Source organism: Ectobacillus sp., assembly GCF_056992975.1.
This window is the reverse complement of sequence record NZ_JBXKMX010000057.1, coordinates 31506-52016: the sequence shown is the minus strand read 5'-3', so window position 1 is coordinate 52016 and position 20511 is coordinate 31506. Positions and strand designations below refer to the sequence as shown.

At 37.3% G+C, this 20511-nt stretch carries 19 protein-coding genes and 1 other annotated feature; of the genes, 16 read left to right on the top strand and 3 right to left on the bottom strand.

Annotation, left to right across the window (positions count from 1 at the left end; genetic code table 11):
* Positions 1–6: 6 nt before the first annotated feature.
* The 3 genes from acsA (at position 7) to tyrS (ending at position 3847) form a co-directional block, all read left to right on the top strand.
* On the top strand, positions 7–1725 hold the full coding sequence (acsA, locus tag AC11ZT_RS02850; protein WP_484058159.1) for an acetate--CoA ligase: 1719 nt from the start codon (positions 7–9) through the stop codon (positions 1723–1725).
* A 140-nt stretch (positions 1726–1865) separates the two neighbouring features.
* Positions 1866–2096: a hypothetical protein gene (locus AC11ZT_RS02845; protein WP_484058158.1), complete on the top strand. Its 231-nt coding sequence runs from the start codon at positions 1866–1868 to the stop codon at positions 2094–2096.
* A gap of 216 nt (positions 2097–2312) precedes the next feature.
* Positions 2313–2537, top strand: a binding site (T-box leader).
* 41 nt (positions 2538–2578) lie between these two features.
* Entirely contained in the window at positions 2579–3847 is a 1269-nt protein-coding gene (tyrS, locus tag AC11ZT_RS02840; RefSeq protein ID WP_484058157.1) for a tyrosine--tRNA ligase, read from the top strand.
* Positions 3848–3972: 125 nt separating this feature from the next.
* Here the strand turns inward: tyrS and rpsD are convergent, their stop codons facing one another.
* On the bottom strand, positions 3973–4575 hold the full coding sequence (rpsD, locus tag AC11ZT_RS02835; RefSeq protein ID WP_484058156.1) for a 30S ribosomal protein S4: 603 nt from the start codon (positions 4573–4575) through the stop codon (positions 3973–3975).
* 237 nt (positions 4576–4812) lie between these two features.
* Positions 4813–5292, bottom strand: coding sequence for a GAF domain-containing protein (locus tag AC11ZT_RS02830; protein WP_484058155.1), 480 nt, complete (start codon positions 5290–5292; stop codon positions 4813–4815).
* Positions 5293–5408: 116 nt separating this feature from the next.
* Here AC11ZT_RS02830 and refZ point away from each other — a divergent pair, with 116 nt between their 5' ends.
* The 11 genes from refZ to AC11ZT_RS02775 all read left to right on the top strand — a co-directional run bounded on the left by refZ (position 5409) and on the right by AC11ZT_RS02775 (position 17229).
* On the top strand, positions 5409–6044 hold the full coding sequence (gene refZ / locus AC11ZT_RS02825; RefSeq protein WP_484058154.1) for a forespore capture DNA-binding protein RefZ: 636 nt from the start codon (positions 5409–5411) through the stop codon (positions 6042–6044).
* Between the two features lie 239 nt (positions 6045–6283).
* Positions 6284–7993 (top strand): septation ring formation regulator EzrA, encoded by a 1710-nt coding sequence (ezrA, locus tag AC11ZT_RS02820; protein ID WP_484058153.1) that lies wholly within the window; start codon positions 6284–6286, stop codon positions 7991–7993.
* Between the two features lie 287 nt (positions 7994–8280).
* The gene (locus AC11ZT_RS02815; RefSeq protein WP_484058152.1) at positions 8281–8466 is read left to right on the top strand and encodes an alpha/beta-type small acid-soluble spore protein; all 186 of its coding nucleotides are present in this window, start codon (positions 8281–8283) and stop codon (positions 8464–8466) included.
* A gap of 183 nt (positions 8467–8649) precedes the next feature.
* Entirely contained in the window at positions 8650–10233 is a 1584-nt protein-coding gene (mbcS, locus tag AC11ZT_RS02810) for an acyl-CoA synthetase MbcS (protein WP_484058151.1), read from the top strand.
* 106 nt (positions 10234–10339) lie between these two features.
* Positions 10340–11899, top strand: coding sequence for an amidohydrolase (locus AC11ZT_RS02805; protein WP_484058176.1), 1560 nt, complete (start codon positions 10340–10342; stop codon positions 11897–11899).
* A 99-nt stretch (positions 11900–11998) separates the two neighbouring features.
* Positions 11999–12637, top strand: a complete 639-nt coding sequence (locus AC11ZT_RS02800) for a DUF2953 domain-containing protein (RefSeq protein WP_484058150.1) — start codon at positions 11999–12001, stop codon at positions 12635–12637.
* 51 nt (positions 12638–12688) lie between these two features.
* Positions 12689–13096 carry a GerW family sporulation protein gene (gene ytfJ, locus AC11ZT_RS02795; protein WP_484058149.1) on the top strand — a complete coding sequence of 136 codons (408 nt, stop codon included), beginning with the start codon at positions 12689–12691 and terminating at the stop codon, positions 13094–13096.
* A 149-nt stretch (positions 13097–13245) separates the two neighbouring features.
* A complete protein-coding gene (gene tpx / locus AC11ZT_RS02790) occupies positions 13246–13746 on the top strand; it encodes a thiol peroxidase (protein ID WP_484058148.1) in 501 nt (166 codons plus the stop codon).
* A gap of 136 nt (positions 13747–13882) precedes the next feature.
* Entirely contained in the window at positions 13883–14878 is a 996-nt protein-coding gene (locus tag AC11ZT_RS02785) for a class I SAM-dependent methyltransferase (RefSeq protein WP_484058147.1), read from the top strand.
* A gap of 248 nt (positions 14879–15126) precedes the next feature.
* Positions 15127–16320 (top strand): acetate kinase, encoded by a 1194-nt coding sequence (locus AC11ZT_RS02780; RefSeq protein ID WP_484058146.1) that lies wholly within the window; start codon positions 15127–15129, stop codon positions 16318–16320.
* Positions 16321–16392: 72 nt separating this feature from the next.
* Positions 16393–17229: an EcsC family protein gene (locus tag AC11ZT_RS02775; protein WP_484058145.1), complete on the top strand. Its 837-nt coding sequence runs from the start codon at positions 16393–16395 to the stop codon at positions 17227–17229.
* A 134-nt stretch (positions 17230–17363) separates the two neighbouring features.
* Here the strand turns inward: AC11ZT_RS02775 and AC11ZT_RS02770 are convergent, their stop codons facing one another.
* Entirely contained in the window at positions 17364–17681 is a 318-nt protein-coding gene (locus AC11ZT_RS02770) for a radical SAM protein (RefSeq protein ID WP_484058144.1), read from the bottom strand.
* Positions 17682–17857: 176 nt separating this feature from the next.
* Here AC11ZT_RS02770 and AC11ZT_RS02765 point away from each other — a divergent pair, with 176 nt between their 5' ends.
* Both AC11ZT_RS02765 and argH read left to right on the top strand, forming a co-directional pair.
* Entirely contained in the window at positions 17858–19066 is a 1209-nt protein-coding gene (locus tag AC11ZT_RS02765; protein ID WP_484058143.1) for an argininosuccinate synthase, read from the top strand.
* Positions 19063–20457 carry an argininosuccinate lyase gene (argH, locus tag AC11ZT_RS02760; RefSeq protein ID WP_484058142.1) on the top strand — a complete coding sequence of 465 codons (1395 nt, stop codon included), beginning with the start codon at positions 19063–19065 and terminating at the stop codon, positions 20455–20457. The genes AC11ZT_RS02765 and argH overlap by 4 nt, the downstream gene beginning before the upstream one ends.
* The last annotated feature ends 54 nt before the right edge of the window (positions 20458–20511 follow it).

Below are 20511 nucleotides of genomic sequence, written 5' to 3'. Positions count from 1 at the left end.
ATTACAATGAAATTGGAAGCGCTTCCCGTTGTAAGTACAAATAATAACCTGGAAAACTACGAAGAGATGTATCAAACGTTTGATTGGAAAGAGGTAGAGAAACAGTTCTCCTGGTATGAAACGGGACGAGTGAATATGGCTTATGAAGCAATTGATAAGCATGCAAAGTCACATTTAAAAGATAAAATTGCATTGTATTATCAAGATGGGTCTCGAAAGGAAACTTATACGTTTGCAGAAATGATGGATTTATCAAATAAGGCTGGAAATGTGTTGAAGGAATCTGGAGATGTTAGCAAGGGTGACCGTGTGTTTATTTTCATGCCTCGTTCTCCAGAACTATACTTTACACTTCTTGGTGCATTAAAGCTAGGAGCAATTGTCGGGCCCTTATTCGAAGCCTTTATGGAAGGGGCTGTCCGTGATCGTTTGCTAGACAGTGAAGCAAAAGTACTTATTACAACCCCCGAACTTCTCTCGCGCGTTCCCATAAAAGAATTACCAAATTTACAAACCATTTTCTTAGTCGGTGAACCAATAGAAGAAAGTGAAAAAATCGTAGCATTTCTCCCACTTTTTGAACGTGCATCCTCTGAGCTTGAAATACAATGGCTAGACCGAGAAGATGGATTGATTCTTCATTATACTTCTGGATCGACTGGAAAGCCAAAAGGTGTGTTGCATGTTCAGAATGCAATGTTGCAACATTATCAAACAGCGAAATGGGTACTTGATTTGAAGGAAAATGATATATATTGGTGTACAGCTGATCCAGGCTGGGTTACAGGGACATCTTACGGTATATTTGCACCTTGGCTAACAGGTACATCCAATGTTATTTTAGGCGGACGATTCAGCCCTGATACATGGTATAAAACATTACAGGAATATGGTGTAACTGTATGGTATAGTGCGCCAACTGCCTTCCGCATGCTAATGGGTGCGGGACAGGATATTATAAAACAGTACGATTTGTCTAAGCTTCGTCATGTGTTAAGTGTAGGGGAACCTTTAAATCCAGAAGTAGTTCGCTGGGGAATGAACGTATTCCAAAAGCGAATTCATGACACATGGTGGATGACAGAAACAGGTGCGCAAGTAATTTGTAACTATCCATGTATGGATATTCGTCCTGGTTCGATGGGGAAACCAATTCCTGGTGTGGAGGCTGCAATTGTCGATAACGAGGGAAAGGAAGTTCCTCCTAATACAATGGGGAATCTTGCTATTAAGCAAGGTTGGCCATCGATGATGAAGACCATTTGGAACAATCAAGCTAAATATGAATCCTACTTTATGCCAAATGGATGGTATGTATCAGGTGATTCTGCGTTTATGGATGAAGATGGATATTATTGGTTCCAAGGACGCATTGATGATGTGATTATGACTGCAGGTGAACGCGTAGGTCCATTTGAAGTAGAAAGTAAAATAATCGAACATCCAGCTGTAGCAGAAGCTGGAGTCATCGGAATTCCTGACCCTGTTCGTGGGGAAATTATTAAAGCATTTATTGCACTTCGAGATGGGTATACACCGTCTGATGAATTAAAGGAAGATATTCGTCAGTTTGTAAAGAAAGGGTTAGCTGCTCATGCAGCGCCGCGTCAAATTGAATTTCGTGATAAGCTTCCAAAAACGAGAAGTGGTAAAATCATGCGCCGCGTATTAAAATCTTGGGAATTGAACCTACCAACAGGAGATTTATCCACATTAGAAGATTAAGAATAAGATGGTGAAAAGGCTTGAACGAATCGTTCAAGCCTTTTTTTTTCGAAATTAGTAAAAAGAATATCATTTGTTGTGCAATTTTCGTAATTTCTGCTTCTACATTTGATAGAATGAAAGAAAAGGGAGGGAATAGTATGAGAGGCGAAGATAAAGAATCATTAGTTGAAACAATGGATAAGTATGAAAAAATTATGAAAAAAATTGCTATAAATCGAGCAGCTCCTTCCAAACGAACTGAAATTAAAATCGAAGGAACCGTTTATACGCATTTAAGCCCAGAAGAATTTTTACGGGAATTTACTGAATGGCTTGAAAAGGACGAACAAAGTTCGCGTTTTATCGGAGAGATTCGTGAAAAAGAATGAATGGACATATCTTAGCCCAGAGTTCTTACCTTAGACTGTACGTCAAATAAAGATATTGTGATGATATTCCATTATGGACAATCTAATAGGCATCCTCTTCTTACATAACCATTTTATTTCTTCCTCACTATTTTAGTATGAATAAGACGCTTTCTCCTAACTCGATGGCATTGACATGGGGAGTATATTAATGTTATAAAGAATATTATATGAATACGTTGAGCTTGGAAAGGCTTTAGTAATGATCACTTCACTGTTTATAGAGAGCTGATGGTTGGTGGAAATCAGTACATATTTGATCGTGAAATACAACCTGGAGCATCTTTTTTCGATTGAGCAGTTGCTTGAAAGGGGAAAGACGGTGATGAGCCGTTAGCAAAATGAAGTGGTGAATACGATTCACAACTAGGGTGGTACCGCGAGCATTCCATCGTCCCTTTTTTAGGGGACGATTTTTTTATTTTTTCGAAGGGGTGAAACATATGGACATTTTAGAAGACTTACAATTTCGAGGGTTAATTAATCAACAAACAGATGAAGAAGGATTACGTGAACTACTTTCAAAAGAAATCGTGAAATTATATTGCGGATTTGATCCTACTGCAGATAGCCTTCATATTGGACATTTACTACCGATATTAATCTTGCGTCGTTTTCAGCAAGCTGGTCATCAGCCAATTGCACTTGTTGGAGGGGGAACGGGATTAATCGGCGACCCAAGTGGAAAAAAGGCAGAACGAACATTGAATGAAAAGGAAACGGTTGCAATGTTTAGTTCTCGTATTAAAGAACAGCTTTCCCGCTTTCTTGAATTCGATGAAAAAGTAAATCCGAATCCAGCTATTCTTGCAAACAACTATGATTGGATTGGTTCACTAGATGTCATTACTTTTTTACGTGATATTGGAAAAAACTTTGGTTTAAACTATATGCTCGCGAAGGATTCAGTTGCAACCCGTCTTGAAGCAGGTATTTCCTTTACGGAGTTTAGCTATATGATTTTACAATCTTACGACTTTTTAAATTTATATCAAACATACGGTTGTAAACTTCAAGTAGGTGGAAGTGACCAATGGGGCAATATTACAGCTGGACTAGAATTGATTCGTAAATCGGAAGAAAATGCAAAGGCCTATGGTTTAACGGTTCCGTTAGTAACAAAGGCAGATGGGACGAAATTTGGTAAAACAGAGGGCGGCGCTATCTGGCTTGATGCAGCGAAGACATCTCCATATGAGTTCTACCAATTTTGGATCAATACCGATGACCGCGATGCAGTAAAGTATTTAAAAATCTTTACGTTCTTATCTCATGATGAAATTAATGAGTTAGAAAAACAAACCGAAGAAGCACCTGAAAAACGTGCAGCTCAAAAAGCGCTAGCGGAAGAAGTTACAAAGCTTGTACATGGTGAAGAAGCATTGCAGCAAGCAATTCGTATTTCGCAAGCGCTATTTAGTGGATCGGTAGCGGATTTGTCAGCAGAAGAAATTAAGCAAGGATTTAAGGATGTTCCTTCTTTTTCAGCTGAGGATGAAGACGTTGCGCTTCTTGATTTGCTTGTAACAAGCAAAATTTCTCCGTCGAAACGGCAAGCGCGTGAAGATATTACGAACGGTGCCATTTATGTTAACGGTGAACGCGTTCAAGATTTAGATCGCGTGTTAACTAAGATAGACCGTATTGAAGGACAATTTACGATTATTCGCCGAGGAAAGAAAAAATATTTCTTAATTCAATACGAAGCGTAAGAATAGTGCGGTTTTTTTATACAAAAGGGAAGGAGCTGAAGAAATTTTCAGCACCTTCGCTTTATGTACAAATTTTCTTGGGGTATAAAAAAAGAGCTAATCGATTGATTAGCTCTTTTTTGCTATTAACGAGAATAGAATTCTACGATTAGAGATTCGTTAATTTCAGCAGGTAATTCAGAACGTTCAGGAAGACGAGTGAATGTGCCTGATAATGCTTCAGCATTGAAGTCTAAGTATTCAGGTACGAAGTTGTTAATTTCAAGAGATTCTTTAACAACAGTAAGGTTTAGAGATTTTTCACGAACACTAATTGTTTGACCTGGTTTTACGCGGTAAGATGGAATATCTAAGCGGCTGCCATCAACAAGAATGTGACCGTGGTTTACCAATTGGCGAGCAGCACGACGAGTGCGAGCAAGACCTAAACGATAAACTAGGTTATCAAGACGAGTTTCAAGAAGAATCATGAAGTTTTCACCGTGTTTACCGCTAAGTTTACCAGCGATATCAAATGTGTTACGGAATTGACGTTCATTTACTCCGTACATGTGGCGAAGCTTTTGTTTTTCTTGAAGTTGAAGACCGTATTCAGATAATTTCTTACGTTGGTTAGGACCGTGTTGTCCAGGTGCGTAAGGGCGTTTTTCTAATTCTTTTCCTGTACCGTTTAGGGAAATACCAAGACGGCGAGAAAGTTTCCAAGATGGACCAGTATAACGAGCCATGATGACTCCTCCTTGTGTTTTTATTTTTGTAAAATAAAAACAGACGTGAGTTGTTTTTTTATGAGTATTTTGTTTTCATGTATCCTCGCTCCAGCAGCAAGGAGTTACTCGATACACCTCGGTATGAGGAACAAAATACAAACATAAACTCATTCTCATAGGCTGCATATTTTACACAAATGCTATTATAACTTTTTATACATGTTAGGTCAAGAAAATATAAATTACTTTTAACTTTTACATTTGGCACATGAGTGCATCAACGAATAATTCTAAGTAATATTGATCGATCTCATCGAATCGTGCTAGGTCCGGGCTATCGATGTCAAGTACACCTATAACTTTCCCGTTTTTAATCATCGGGACTACGATTTCAGAGTTAGACGCAGCGTCGCAAGCAATATGACCAGGAAATTGGTGTACATCATTTACAACAAGTGTTTCTTTTGATTGGGCTGCTGCTCCGCAGACCCCTCTTCCGAGTGGAATTCGAATGCAGGCAGGTAATCCTTGAAAAGGTCCGAGAACAAGCTCTTGCTCTTCTAACATATAAAAGCCGACCCAGTTAATATGTTCTAGAAATTGATTCAACAATGCAGAAGCATTTGCCATATTTGCAATGACATTTTTTTCATCCTGAATAAGTGCCTTTAATTGATCAATGACTAGCTCGTAATTTTTCTCACGTGTCCCTTTATATCCTTGTGATGTAAACATGAACTTCCTCCTTATTATTGTAGAATCAGACCTATCTTTGTCGATAGAAAACTAAAGGGATTTCTGAGAAATGTCAAGAAATTAGTAATAAGAGCCTCTTTGAAAGGGTGAAAAATGTGACCTCAACCAAACAAAAAATCATTGATGCTGCAGTATTTTTATTTAATACACAAGGGTTTGATGGTACTTCTGTTCGAGATATTGCTAGGAAAGCTGATGTGAACGCAGCAAATATTTCGTATTATTTCTCAGGAAAACAAGGATTGCGCGAGTTTTTGGTCACTAATTTTCTGGAAAATTATATTCGTGTGTTAGAAGCTGGGTTCGAAAGGTTGTCTACATTATCCCCTAAGGAAACTTTATTCGTAATCGTAGATAACATTTTACAATATCAATCAGATAATCGTCATCTGTCTCGTTTTTTTTATCGAGAAATTTCACTTGATAGCATACTTATTCGTGAAATTATGACGACGTATTTTATTCGTGAAAAATATTATTTTTATACGATTATTCAAAGTGGAATTGAACAACGGAAATTTCGAAAGCTTCCTTTTCCTATTTTTATGGCACAGTTGAAAGGGATGATAAGTGTTCCTTACTTGTATTCGCAATATGTTTCGGAAGTATTGCATACCTTCCCTTCTGAAAGGTATTTTGTAGAGACCTATAGAAAAGAGGTGAAAGAATGGTTAGATCAAACGATTACAGTAGGTGAAGTAGTACAATCCAAAGCAGGGACTTTTTTTTAAATATATAGTAAAAGTACGATTGGATAAAAGTGGCTTATCAAACATACTATGAGTTGTTGAGCCACTTTTTTGTTTGGAAAAACGGGAATAATACTGGAAAAATTCAAAAAAATTAGGTTAAAAATAATGAATTACATGGTATCATAGATACATTGAGAACACCTATTTCTACACACTTATATAGATTACGCCTTCCACAAAGCGGAACGGATAATAAACGAGAATGAGGAGGGTACAGAATGGATTCATTTTTGACGATTATCATCATTGTTGTGAGCATTGTTATTGCGTTGCTCATGATACAACTTTTGATAAAAAATCGTTTATATAAGGAAATTGATCAATTACAGGTATGGAAAGAAGAAATTAAGAATAAACCGGTAGCTGATGAATTGAAACGGGTAAAGGATTTAAATTTAACCGGTCAAACAGAAGAACTGTTTGAAAAGTGGCGGAATGAATGGGATGAAACAGTTTCGAATGTCATTCCACAGGCTGAAAAGGAATTGCAAAATGCTGAGTCTGGTACGGCACAGTTTTCATTTCGAAAAGCGCGCTTTTCCATACAGCAAGCTGGAACTACCTTAGCAGAAGCTGAGAAAAGTATTGAAGCCATTCTTGCTGAATTGCAGGAGCTAATGGAAAGCTTCGAGAAAAACAGTACAGAAATTGAACAGCTTCGTAATACATATAGGGAATTAAAGAAGAACGTACTCGCGTATCGACATACGTTTACACTGGCAGAGCAAAAGTTAGAAGAACTTCTAGATGAAGAACAAAAGAAGTTTCAATTATTTGATGAAGCAACAGACAAAGGAAATTATTTAGAGGCTAGAGATATTGTAAAAAATTTAGAACAAGGAATTTCATATTTACAAGAATTACTGAAGCAGATACCAATTCTTCAAACCGAGTGTCAAACAAATATGCCAACGCAGCTGGAAGATTTATTGCAAGGCTATGAACAAATGAAAAAGCAGGGATATGTACTCAATCATTTGGAAATTCCAAGAGAGGTAAGGGAATTACGAACGCAATTGCAGCATTGTCTTGATGATATTAAAAATGTGAAAATCGAAGATGCGAAGCAGCATATCGAATTAATAAAGAGCAAGATGGATACCCTTTATGATCAGCTTGAAAATGAAGTGACGGCAAAGTATTACGTTGAAAAAGATATTGATTCAATGAATGAAGAGTTACACAAAATTCGTGAGCAATCCTTAAAAACGAAGGAAGAAACACAGTTTGTCAAACAAAGCTATCAATTAAGTGATGAAGATGTGGAAGTACAAAAGTACGTAGAAAAACAAGTGAATATACTTACAAAGCGTTTCGATACGTTGCAACTTAAAATCGCAGATGAAGATGTTGCATTTTCAGTTATTCGTGAACAACTTGAAAGCATTCGCCGTCAAATGGACGAGTTGCAAGAGCTTCATAGCCAATATAAGGATATGATGCAAACATTGCGAAAAGAAGAATTTGAAGCACGTGAGAGTCTACAACGAATGAGAAAAATGATCATGGAAACAAAGCGTGTTATTCAAAAATCAAATTTACCTGGTTTACCAGAAGAAACGTTAGAAAGTTTAAAGAGCGCACAGCAAGCTGTTCAACAAGTATATGAGGAGTTAGAGCAAAAACCATTAAATATGGGCACAGTAAATCGTATACTGGGTGAGGCAGAGACTCTTGTAACGAATATGTATGAATATACAAACGAAATGATTGAACAAGCGAACCTAGTGGAACGATTAATACAATATGGTAATAGATATCGTAGTCAACACAATGAGATAGCATCAGGTTTATTTAGTGCTGAAAAGCTATTTCGTGAATACCAGTATAAAGCTTCTTTAGAGATGGCAGCTTCTGTATTAGAAAAAGTGGAACCAGGCGTTGTACAAAGAATAGAGGAATTTACAAAAGAAGAACAACAGATATGAAGACAAGAGAGAATGATTGGATTAGAGGAGAGAAAACTTATCCAATCATTTTTTTTTCGTTAAAATATAAATGTTTTAACATATTTCTTCCTTTTTGGGTAATAATGAAATTTGTGAATGTAAGTAATCAGGTATTCCTTTATTAAACTTCAATAACATGTGGCTTTTTCGTTTTCATTTTTAAAAAGCGTATAGATCAAGTAATATAAGGTATAAATTACCATGAAAACATATGTATGATGCAATGTGTTTCGTCACATTCTATAGTCACAAGGAGGTGATTACACATGGCAAATACAAATAATTTAGTAGTACCAGGATCAGAATCAGCAATCGATCAAATGAAATATGAAATTGCTTCTGAATTTGGTGTCACTCTTGGACCTGAAGCAACATCTCGTGCAAATGGTTCTGTAGGTGGCGAAATTACAAAGCGTCTTGTTTCAATGGCGCTTGGTGGATATACAAAATAATGAAATATATATGGATATGAGGACGGGACTTCTCCCCGTCCTCTTTTAGTTGTTAAAAATACGTTGCATAGTTCAATGTCGAAATATAAAGATGTTTGTTGTAAAAAAAAGGGTATTTTCTAAAGGATTATGACTTATATATACAGAATATTCCTAATTATGAAAAGTAAAGGGGGATGAGGAATGAATCGTGAACAATTGATAGCACCTATGCAGTATAATCTTGTGGAAGAATTTGAAAAATATGCTGTGCAAAAGAATAAGCTTGCTCTAATTTGGAGAGATGAAACAGGGGAAACAAAGCAGGTAACGTATGAAGAGTTAATACATGGTGCAAATAAAATTGGAAACGCTTTAGTAAAGGAAGGTCTAAAGCAAGGAGACACAATTTTAATTATGGTACCGCGTCTTATTGAAGCATATATGATTTATATTGGAGCACTTAAAGCTGGGCTTGTTGTCATTCCTAGTTCAGAAATGCTTCGGAAAAAGGATATTGAATATCGAATTGCCCATGGTGAGGTAAAAGCAATTGTCAGCTATGCTCCTTATGTAGGACAATTTGAAGGTATTGAGGCATTATCTACTATACGTACATTTGTTGTAGGTGACGATCCAATAGATGGATGGATTAGCATAAAGGAAAAGCTTCAAACAGAAAGTGAGATTTTAGTTGCTGCACCGACAAAACGCGATGACATGGCGTTCTTGTCATATACTTCTGGTACGACAGGGAATCCCAAAGGCGTTGTACACACTCATGGTTGGGCGTTTGCGCATTTACGTACGAGTGCACCAAATTGGCTTGCTATTGAAGAAAACGACATTGTATGGGCGACTGCTAGCCCAGGTTGGCAGAAATGGATATGGAGTCCGTTCCTAGCTACCCTCGGTTCAGGCGCAACGGGATTTGTATATTTTGGTAGATTTGAGCCGAAAACGTATCTAACTTTATTAAGTGAATATAATATTAATGTCTTATGCTGTACTCCAACTGAATATCGCTTGATGGCGAAGGTTGAGAACCTTGAAACCTATCAGCTTCCTGCTCTTCATAGTGCTGTTTCGGCAGGAGAGCCATTAAATAGAGAAGTTATTGACACATTCCGACATCATTTTGGGGTGAGTGTGCGTGATGGATATGGTCAAACAGAAAATACATTACTGGTGGGTGCATTGAAAGGAATGGAAATTAGACCGGGATCTATGGGTAAACCGACGCCTGGTAATAAAGTACAAATCGTAGATGAGGATGGACAGCCTGTAGGTGTTGGAGAAGTTGGAGATATTGCAGTACATGTTAGTACGCCGGCTTTATTTAAGCATTACTATAAAGATGCAGAACGAACTGCTATGCAATTCCGCGGGGATTATTACATTACGGGAGATAAAGCAAAAATGGATGAGGATGGTTACTTTTGGTTTGAAGGGCGTGGGGATGATATTATTATTTCCTCCGGATATACAATCGGGCCATTTGAGGTTGAAGATGCCCTTGTAAAACATCCGTATGTAAGGGAATGTGCGGTTGTTGCAAGTCCGGATGAAGTAAGAGGGCATGTGGTAAAAGCGTTCATCGTATTACAGGAAAATATTACTGAAAATGAAGAACTAATTCTTTTGCTGCAAAATCATGTTAAAGAATTGACAGCACCATATAAGTACCCGCGCAAAATTCAGTTTGTCAATGAACTACCGAAAACAACATCGGGGAAAATACGCCGAATTGAGCTTCGTAAACGTGAATTAGAGCCAGCTGCAGAGTAAGGCAATATAAATAGAAAATTATCAAGATGAAAAGGTAAACAGGAAAATATTTCTTTCCTGTTTACCTTTTCTTTTTTATACTGGGAAAAAAAGAGGAGGGCGTATGATGGGAGAATTGTGGTATGGGGGAACGATTTATACGATGCGGGCAGAACGAGAAACGGTAGAAGCTGTATATGTAAATAATGGAAGGATTATAGACATAGGGACGAAGGAAAGATTATGCAAAATCTATCATATTGACACCTATCACGATATACAAGGAAATACGATGTTTCCGGGTTTTGTAGATAGTCATCTACATCTCATTGGTCATGGTGAGCGTTTATTACGACTTGATTTAACAGACTGTACATCCTATGCCGAGATGGTAGCGCTTGTAGAAGAGAGAGTGAAAGAAACGCCAGAAGGAGAATGGATTATTGGAGAGGGCTGGAATGAAAATAGATTTGTGGATACGAAAATCATTCATAAAAAAGACATAGATGCCATATCGCATAAGCATTTTATTGTATTAAAACGAGTATGTAGGCATGCTATGCTTGTAAATTCAAATGTGCTAAAGCAAGCGGAAATCACGTTCGTGACAGACACAAAGGGCGGAGTCATTGCCAGAGATGAGCAAGGATTAACTGGTGTATTACATGATAATGCACAGCAATTGGTATACAATATACTTCCGAAAAATAGTCAACAATATGTTAGACATGCCCTGCAGATAGCTATTCAGGATTGTTATGAAAAGGGGCTTGTAGGAGGACATACGGAGGATTTGCACTATTACGATGGATTTGAAAATACGTATGAAGCGTATCGTCGTTGTATGAAGAACACACCGTTTAAAGCTCATTTGCTCGTTCATTATGCTGAAATGGCACATCTCCACGACCATTCAGATGAACATTATATTGAATTCGGAGCAATTAAAATGTTTGTAGACGGCTCTTTAGGAGGACGAACTGCACTTTTAAGTAAACCGTATTCTGATATGCCTAACACCCAAGGCATCGCTGTATTGGAGCGGGAAGAAGTAGCGATGCTTGTAAAACAGGCACGACAAGTCAATAGAACGGTAGCCATACATGCAATTGGGGATTTAGCATTCCAATACGTGGTAGAAGCAATAGAGGCGTATCCACCTCCATACGGTATGCGTGATCGAATTATCCATTGTCAAGTGCTGCGTAGTGATTTAATACAACGGGCTAAACATCTTTCCGTTGTATTAGACATTCAACCGATTTTCGTCAGCTCGGATTTTCCATCTGCTATTGAAAAACTAGGATCTGAGCGTTTGCGCTATTCGTACGCGTGGAAAACATTGTTGCAGGAGGGATTGGAATGTGCAGGGGGATCGGATGCACCCATTTCTGATGTAAGTCCGATCGCCTCTATTCATGCAGCGGTTACACGACTAGATGCAGAGGGAAGATGCTATCAACCAGAGGAATGCTTATCCTCATTTGAAGCAATCTCACTCTATACAAAGGGAAGTGCTAAGGCTATCCATAAAGAAAAGGTAAGAGGAATCATTGGCTTAGGATATGAGGCTGACTTTACAATTGTAGATAGCGATCTAGTCACGATGCCGCCGAATAATATTGCAAATGCCAAGGTTACAATGACGGTAATTGATGGAATGATTGTATATAATAAATTACAGTAAATGGCATATGAGTTTGTTCTTGAAACCATGATGCACGAATGAGGTTTATTTCGAATAGAATCAGTCAATAATGGGAACGGAGTGAAAGGGTGAGCGGATATGCATTGGTTTGTACTCGTACTTATACTGTTACTTACACTTTTTCTAGTTCTATTAATTACGACCATTTCCATCAAATTGATGGCATTCTATTCGGAAGAAAAACAACAGCTACACGTACAAGTGAGAATTTTGTTCATTCGTTATACATTTGATGTAATTGCACTTGTGAAAAAATTTCAAAAGAAAGAAACGGAATCCAGGGAAAATGATACGAAACAAGATATGCCTCATGAACCTTTCTTATTGTATACCATTGAAAAAATATCAGACCTGATAAAAAGCATGGTAGATATCCATACTATAAGCAAAGACTTCTTTCGCAAAGTCAAAGTGAAACAATTTTCATGGTGTTCTCATATTGGAACAGGGGATGCAGCTAGCACGGGACTGTATTCAGGATTCATATGGTCTGTAAAGGGGCTGATGGTTGGAATTCTTAGTACGTACACAAAGGTGAAAACATTGCCTAAGCTTGCAGTTACTCCTGTATATGATAGAACGCTAACCATTTCAGAGCTAACGTGCATTCTTTCTTTTCGCACATTTCATCTGCTCTATTTTGTACTTTGCCTATTTCGTTATATGCATAAACGGCATACAATCGTTGTTCATGCAAATGAAAATAAAAATATTTGAAATTGAAAATAAAGTGGTCTGTGTAATGGAAAGGTAGAAGGAGGTAATGGTATGACAGTACATCCTATTCAAGGGTTAATGACAACTGCCATGGAACATGTAAAACAAATGGTTGATGTGAATACAATACTTAGCGAGCCGATTCTATCTCCGGATGGAAGTGTTATTATCACCGTTTCAAAGGCAAGCTTCGGATTTGCAGCTGGTGGAAGTGAATTTGGAAAGCAGGATGAAGAAGGCGATTTTGCATTTGGTGGTGGGAGTGGTGGCGGTGTTTCTATCTCACCGGTTGCTTTTCTAATTCTAACTGGACAAGGAATAAAATTGTTACATCTAGATGAACATTCCCATTTACTAGATAAAATAGTTGAATACGCTCCCGAGGCTATTGAAAAAGTACAAGAGCTTTTTCAAAAACGTGGAGATGTATCCAAAAGTGTGGATGACACTTTACTTTAAAAATAACGAACAAGGATGGAGAAACTCGCTTCATCCTTGTTCGTGTGCTTGCTTTCTAATTATAAAAATGAAGCTGTTTTATTTGCATTCTATTTATAATATCTCTATCATTTATAATGTACATATTTGTTTATAAGGAGGATGTCGAGATGGCAACAGTTACGTTTAAAAAGAATCCAGTTACATTACTTGGTACAGAAGTAAAAGTAGGGGACAAAGCACCTAATTTTACAGTTTTAGCAAATGATTTATCTCCCGTTACATTGGATTCATACAAGGGTGCAGTAAAATTAATTAGTGTAGTTCCTTCAATTGATACAGGAGTATGTGACGCACAAACTCGTCGTTTCAATGAAGAAGCTTCTAAAATTGGTAACGTTAAAGTATTAACTATCAGCAATGACCTACCATTTGCACAAAAACGTTGGTGCGCAAATAGTGGCTTAGAAAACGTTGTAACTCTTTCAGATCACCGTGATTTATCATTTGGTGAAGCATATGGAACTGTTATGAAAGAACTTCGTTTATTAGCTCGTGCTGTATTCGTTGTAGATAGTGAAGATAAAGTAACTTACGTAGAATATGTAAGTGAAGGCACAACTCATCCTAATTATGAAGCTGCGATTGAAGCTGCAAAAGCTGCAAAATAATCGTACTTTGATTGAGAACGTCCTCTTCTAGGAGGGCGTTTTTTTGTCTAGTAATTCATCTGCATCTATTCTGTTGCTGGTTGTATCGTGATATGATATAACCTATGTGTATGATTTGGACAGGGAGGTTTATGTAATGAGTACAGCGGTAGAAACGCTTTTTTCAATCTTTGATACATCATCGATTTTACTTCGTAAAGAACTCGATGTGACATATTTAGAAGCATTAATTGAAACGGGAGACAATCTGTTTGAAGGGTCCATTCTCCAACATGGACTGCATACGTCTACCAGTGAACGATTACAAACGGAGTACAATACATATCAAAACAGTTCCTATACGAGTGAGGATATTCGAAAGGCATTTCAGCTTTGCTTGCTAAAAGGAATGAAAGAAGGCATACAAGCTCATCATGAAATGACACCAGATGCAGTTGGGTTATTCATAAGCTATTTGTTTTCTCGGTTTTTTGAAGGAAAGAAACAGATTTCAATCTTAGATCCGGCAGCAGGAACGGCAAATTTACTGACAACTATTTTTAATACACGTGATCAGGAAACATCCGTTTCGGGATATGCAGTAGAAGTGGATGATGTATTATTACGCCTTGCTTATGTAAATGCCAATTTACAAAAGCATGCCATTGAATTTTTTAACCAGGATGGATTAGCTCCGCTATATATTGATCCAGTAGATGCAGTCGTGTGTGACTTACCTATAGGGTATTATCCAAACGAAGAACGGGCGAAAGAATTTTCTTTACGCGCAGAAAATGGTATGTCCTTTTCTCATCATCTATTTATGGAGCAAAGTATGAAATATACGAAAGAGGGAGGATATTTGTTCTTTCTCATTCCAAACTCTTTATTTGAGAGTGAGCAAGCTCAAAAATTACACACATTCTTACAGGAAACGTGCTATGTACAAGGTGTGATGCAATTGCCGGTATCCATGTTTGCAAATGAAAAGCAGGCGAAAAGTATTTTTATACTGCAAAAGAAAGGGGATTATGTAAATCCTCCGAAACAAGCGATGCTAGCGGAATTGCCAAAGTTTACGAACCGAACTGGAATGGAACAAATCATGGCGCAAATTACTGCTTGGTTTCAAGATAATAAGCAAGCAAAATAATGAAGTCGTGTATATAAAAAACAGATTTCATACGTTCAGTATAGAAATGAGATAAGGTGAAACTCGAGAATTTGTGTAGTTTCACCTTTCTTTATACCCTTCACAAATCTAACATATGTGTATATTTTGTTTTGATTTCGTAATCATGATTGAATTAAAAGGATTACGATGTTTATATTTTAATAGGGATGTTTTTTAAGGGTAGATTGTTTCAATAAAGACATGGAAAAGAAGGGGATGAAACAAGTATGTCAAAAATTATTGCGATAAATTCTGGAAGTTCTTCTTTAAAGTTTCAGTTATTTGAAATGCCTAGTGAGAATGTTATTACAAAAGGTTTGATTGAACGAATCGGCATGAAGGATAGTATTTTTAAAATGACGATAAATGGAAATGAAACGACTGCGGTCTTTGATATAGCTAACCATGGTGAGGCTGTACAAGTGTTAGTAAACGCTTTAACAAGTTCTCATATTATTCAGTCGCTAGATGAAATTCGCGGTATTGGCCATCGTGTTGTCCATGGCGGAGAAATATTTCAGGATTCTGCTTTGATCACAGACGAGGTTATTCATGAGATTGAGGTGTTAGGCGAACTAGCTCCTTTGCATAATCCAGCGAATATTACAGGTATTGTAGCATTTAGGAAGGTACTACCTCATGTTCCTTCTGTCGCAGTTTTTGATACTGCCTTTCATCAAACAATGAAGGAAGAGGCATTTTTATATAGCGTGCCTTATGAATATTATGAAGACTTTCGTGTTCGTAAATACGGTTTTCATGGTATTTCTCATAAATATGTTACGCAGCAGGCGGCATTATTCTTACATAAGCCATTAAAAAGTTTGCGGCTTTTATCATGCCATGTAGGGAGTGGTGTGAGTATCGCGGCGGTAGAAGATGGAAAATCCATTAATACATCGATGGGGTTCACTCCACTTGCAGGAGTACCGATGGGAACGCGTTCAGGGAATATTGATCCGGCATTAATCCCTTATATCATGAAAAAAACAAACCAATCAGTTGAAAAAGTGGTAGAAGTGTTAAATACGAAAAGTGGTTTACTTGGAATTTCGGGTATTTCAAGTGATTTAAGGGATATTATTGAAGCAGAGAAACAAGGAAGTAGACGAGCGAAATATGCAATCGATATATTTGTTAATCGTATTCATCAGTATGTAGGTTCCTATGCAGCTAGAATGAAAGGGATGGATGCAATTATTTTTACTGCAGGTATTGGAGAAAACAGTGCAATGATACGTGAACGTATTCTCGAAGGGTTAGAATTTATGGGAGTATATTGTGATCAGAAACGAAATTACTATGTGAATGGGGAAGAAGCATGCATTTCATATCCACACTCACCTGTAAAAATACTTGTGATTCCAACGAATGAAGAAGTAATGATTGCACGGGATGTGATGCGAGTAGCTAATGTATAACTGGACTATCTCCTCTATTTTTCTCTATGGTATAATATAGAAAAATGTCTTCGTGACAAGGGGTGGTTTCTTGTGGGGCTTTCTTTGCGTGAACAGAAACTTTGGAATGAAATCCAGCATTGGGAAAACCAGTTGGAAGAACAAGAGGTAACAGACTTTCAACTCGCGTTTGATAAATGGCTAAACCGTACTTTCTCTCAGCTTTCAAGTAATCAGCAAAATGAATTTTTTGCAAGGATAGATGGATGGCTTTTCCATCTCCATGCATTGATTCATAGCTCACAATCCCAACTAGATGCGCGAAATAGAATTCTTTCTAGCGCTCGCCTTTTTGATGAAACGATAGAATATATTGAGGATTTACGCAAACTATCTATCGACCAACTTATGTATATTGCTGAGAATCAAATTGCTCGGCATCGTTTGTACTCGTTTGTACAGGGCGGGGCAACTGGTGCAGGGGGCTTTCTATTTCTATCTATTGATTTTCCTGTTATGATTGCTATTAACCTAAAGGCTGTTCAAATTATTGCAACTTCATATGGGTATAATGTAAATCGACCGTATGAAATGATGCTTGCTCTTAAAGTATTTCATGCATCCATTTTACCACTACGTATGCAACAAGCTGCATGGTATGACTTAGTGCATGATATAAAGCACTATGAAGAAGAGCCGTTTTTCTATGAAGGAGTCGATGAAGTTATCGACAGTGGATCTTTATTAGTAGTATTAAAACAAAGTATAAAAATGTTTGTCATTCATTCTGCAAGAAGAAAACTTATCCAAGGAATTCCAATGATTGGCGTTGCTGTAGGATCAATTTTTAATTATAGACTGACACGAAATGTAACAGATTTTGCTCATCGTTTTTATCAGATGCGTTATTTATATGAAAAACAATCTTAAGCGGTATCATACAATGAAAAAGGCTCCACGGTAGCTTACTGTAAGCTACTAGGGAAGCCTTTTTCATTATTTTTAAATGGGTAGTAAGCATTGGTAGCTTCCTGTGAAACGATTATCGTTCTAATTATGTGTTTCTATGCATGTGTTTTCCCAGTTGATATATCCTGGTTCGTTCGATACCAAAGCCATAGGTCATTAATGATAGAAGCAAGTTCTGCAATTTCGCTATTTAACATACAAGAAATTTTGAAATTTTCTTCGTTATCTAGCTGGTTTTGCTTCGAGCGGATGTTGTTTTCTAAATCTGCAATTCGATCCGGTATTCTTCCTCGTATCATTTCCCATTTCAGCAAAATCCCTTGTTGTGTATACACAGAAATCTCGTCCCAATCTTCAACAATGTGAGGTGTTGCAATTCCAAGTCGTTCATTGAATATGAAATAATGTTCCATGATTTCTCCCCCTTGCTTCTTTTATTCTATACGATGTTAGGAAAAACTTCGAAGGAATTGTTTAAAATTCTCAAAAATAATTGTTGCATCTTAAGTTGAAAGTTGTTAAAGTATGATTATGAATTTAAATAACATTTAATGAATATTTATTCTTTTTTATAGAGGAGGATTTATAAATGGAAAATAAAAAAGTCGTGTTAGCATACTCTGGAGGCTTGGATACCTCCGTTGCAATTAAATGGTTACAAGACAAAGGATACGACGTAATTGCATGTTGTCTTGATTTAGGTGAAGGAAAAGATTTAGCCTTTGTACAGGAGAAAGCCCTTTCTGTCGGAGCAATTAAATCTGTTGTTTTAGATGTACAAGAGGAATTTTCAAATGATTATGCACTTATCTCTTTGCAAGCTCACACATTGTATGAAGGAACATACCCACTAGTTTCTGCTCTATCCCGTCCGTTAATTTCTAAAAAATTAGTTGAAATTGCTGAACAAGAAGGAGCAGATGCAGTAGCACATGGTTGTACAGGAAAAGGAAACGACCAAGTACGATTTGAAGTTTCTATTACAGCATTAAATCCTTATTTAGAAATTATTGCTCCAGTACGTGAATGGAAATGGTCTCGTGAAGAAGAAATCGAATATGCAAAACAAAACAATGTGCCTATTCCAATCAATTTAGACAGCCCATTCTCTATCGACCAAAACTTATGGGGACGTGCAAATGAATGTGGAATTCTAGAAGATCCATGGGCAGCTCCTCCTGCAGATGCATATGAAATGACAGCAGCTCTTGAAGATACTCCTGATACACCAGAAATGGTTGAAATTGGTTATGAAGCTGGTGTTCCAGTATCATTAAATGGTACTTCTTACACAGTTGCTGAAATGATTAAACAGTTAAACACGATTGCTGGAAAACATGGAATTGGACGTATTGACCATGTTGAAAACCGTCTTGTTGGAATTAAATCTCGTGAAGTGTATGAATGTCCAGGGGCAATGACATTAATTACAGCTCACAAAGAACTTGAAGATTTAACACTTGTAAAAGAAGTTGCTCACTTTAAACCAATTGTTGAAAAACAATTAACAGAACTTATTTATAATGGATTATGGTTCTCTCCTCTTCGTACGGCTCTTGTTGCATTTTTGAAAGAAACACAAAAAAATGTTACAGGTACAGTACGTGTAAAATTGTTTAAAGGTCATGCTATTGTAGAAGGCAGAAAATCAGAGTTCTCTCTTTATGATAAAAACTTAGCTACGTATACAAAAGAAGATCAATTTGATCATGCTGCTGCTGTTGGTTTCATTTCATTGTACGGTCTGCCAACAAAAGTATACAGTCAAGTAAATAGTAACAAGAAGGTGGAAGCGTGAAAAAACTTTGGGGTGGCCGATTCACTGAAACTGCAGAGGCGTGGGTAGATGAATTCGGCGCCTCTATCTCCTTTGATAAAGCCCTTGTTATCGAGGATATTGAAGGAAGTATAGCTCATGTGACAATGCTTGGGAAATGCGGCATACTGCCCTCTGAAGACGTTGAAACAATTAAAATAGGTCTTCAGGAGCTTCTAGAAGAAGCAAAGCAAAATAAGCTAACGTTCACCGTAGAAAATGAGGATATTCATTTAAATTTAGAAAAAATGCTAATTGAAAAAGTTGGGGAAGTCGGCGGGAAGCTACATACTGCTCGTAGTCGTAATGACCAAGTGGCTACCGATATGCATTTGTATTTACGTAAAGAAGTAAGAAATACGATTCCCCAAATTGAAGCATTTCAACAAGTTCTCGTTGAAAAAGCAGAGAAGCATATTGAAACAATTATGCCAGGATATACGCATTTGCAGCGTGCACAGCCTGTATCCTTTGCACACCATCTTCTAGCTTACTTCTGGATGCTAGAACGTGATAAGGAACGCTTAGAAGATTCATTAAAACGGATTAATGTTTCTCCGTTAGGAGCGGGTGCGCTCGCTGGTACGACATTTCCTATTGATCGGTCTTATAGCGCCTCACTACTAGAATTTGATGGCATTTACGAAAATAGTATGGATGCAGTAAGTGATCGTGATTTTATTCTAGAATTTCTAAGTCATTCATCGATTCTTATGATGCACTTATCCCGTTTCTGTGAAGAATTAATTTTATGGAGCAGTCAGGAATTTCAATTTATTGAAATGAGCGATCAGTATTCAACGGGAAGTAGTATTATGCCGCAAAAGAAAAACCCTGATATGGCTGAGCTCATTCGTGGTAAGTCTGGACGTGTATATGGAAATCTGTTCGGCTTGCTAACGATTATGAAGGGTCTTCCACTGGCTTACAATAAAGATTTACAAGAAGATAAAGAAGGCATGTTTGATACGGTGAAAACGATACAAACAAGCCTACACATTATGTCTGGTATGATTGAAACGATGCAAGTAAAAGAAGAACATATGAAACAAACGGTTCAGAAGGATTTTTCAAATGCTACTGAAATTGCAGACTATTTAGCAAATAAAGGTTTGCCGTTTCGTCAGGCACATGAAATTGTTGGACGACTTGTTTTACTTTGTATCGAAAAAGGTATCTATTTACTTGATCTCCCTCTTGAAACGTATCAAGACATTTGTCCATTGTTTGATTCGGATTTATATGAGGTGCTATCACCTTATGCAGCCGTTCAGCGTCGTAATAGCGAAGGTGGAACTGGCTTCGCACAAGTAGAGGCAGCTTTACAAAAAGTAAAAATGATCTTGAAACAAAGCAATACGAAAAAAGCGTGACGCATACGTCACGCTTTTTTCGTATTGAGCGAATAAGAAAGCGGGGCTAATAAA

Excerpts from the sequence above, each read along its gene's own strand:
- AC11ZT_RS02805 (WP_484058176.1), top strand. The coding sequence starts at position 10,340 with ATGGGAGAATTGTGGTATGGGGGAACGATTTATACGATGCGGGCAGAA.
- tyrS (WP_484058157.1), top strand. The coding sequence starts at position 2,579 with ATGGACATTTTAGAAGACTTACAATTTCGAGGGTTAATTAATCAACAA.
- AC11ZT_RS02785 (WP_484058147.1), top strand. The coding sequence starts at position 13,883 with ATGAGTACAGCGGTAGAAACGCTTTTTTCAATCTTTGATACATCATCG.
- AC11ZT_RS02800 (WP_484058150.1), top strand. The coding sequence starts at position 11,999 with ATGCATTGGTTTGTACTCGTACTTATACTGTTACTTACACTTTTTCTA.
- AC11ZT_RS02770 (WP_484058144.1), bottom strand. The coding sequence starts at position 17,681 with ATGGAACATTATTTCATATTCAATGAACGACTTGGAATTGCAACACCT.
- AC11ZT_RS02780 (WP_484058146.1), top strand. The coding sequence starts at position 15,127 with ATGTCAAAAATTATTGCGATAAATTCTGGAAGTTCTTCTTTAAAGTTT.
- mbcS (WP_484058151.1), top strand. The coding sequence starts at position 8,650 with ATGAATCGTGAACAATTGATAGCACCTATGCAGTATAATCTTGTGGAA.
- AC11ZT_RS02830 (WP_484058155.1), bottom strand. The coding sequence starts at position 5,292 with ATGTTTACATCACAAGGATATAAAGGGACACGTGAGAAAAATTACGAG.
- ytfJ (WP_484058149.1), top strand. The coding sequence starts at position 12,689 with ATGACAGTACATCCTATTCAAGGGTTAATGACAACTGCCATGGAACAT.
- AC11ZT_RS02765 (WP_484058143.1), top strand. The coding sequence starts at position 17,858 with ATGGAAAATAAAAAAGTCGTGTTAGCATACTCTGGAGGCTTGGATACC.
- AC11ZT_RS02845 (WP_484058158.1), top strand. The coding sequence starts at position 1,866 with ATGAGAGGCGAAGATAAAGAATCATTAGTTGAAACAATGGATAAGTAT.
- rpsD (WP_484058156.1), bottom strand. The coding sequence starts at position 4,575 with ATGGCTCGTTATACTGGTCCATCTTGGAAACTTTCTCGCCGTCTTGGT.
- AC11ZT_RS02815 (WP_484058152.1), top strand. The coding sequence starts at position 8,281 with ATGGCAAATACAAATAATTTAGTAGTACCAGGATCAGAATCAGCAATC.
- ezrA (WP_484058153.1), top strand. The coding sequence starts at position 6,284 with ATGGATTCATTTTTGACGATTATCATCATTGTTGTGAGCATTGTTATT.
- tpx (WP_484058148.1), top strand. The coding sequence starts at position 13,246 with ATGGCAACAGTTACGTTTAAAAAGAATCCAGTTACATTACTTGGTACA.
- acsA (WP_484058159.1), top strand. The coding sequence starts at position 7 with ATGAAATTGGAAGCGCTTCCCGTTGTAAGTACAAATAATAACCTGGAA.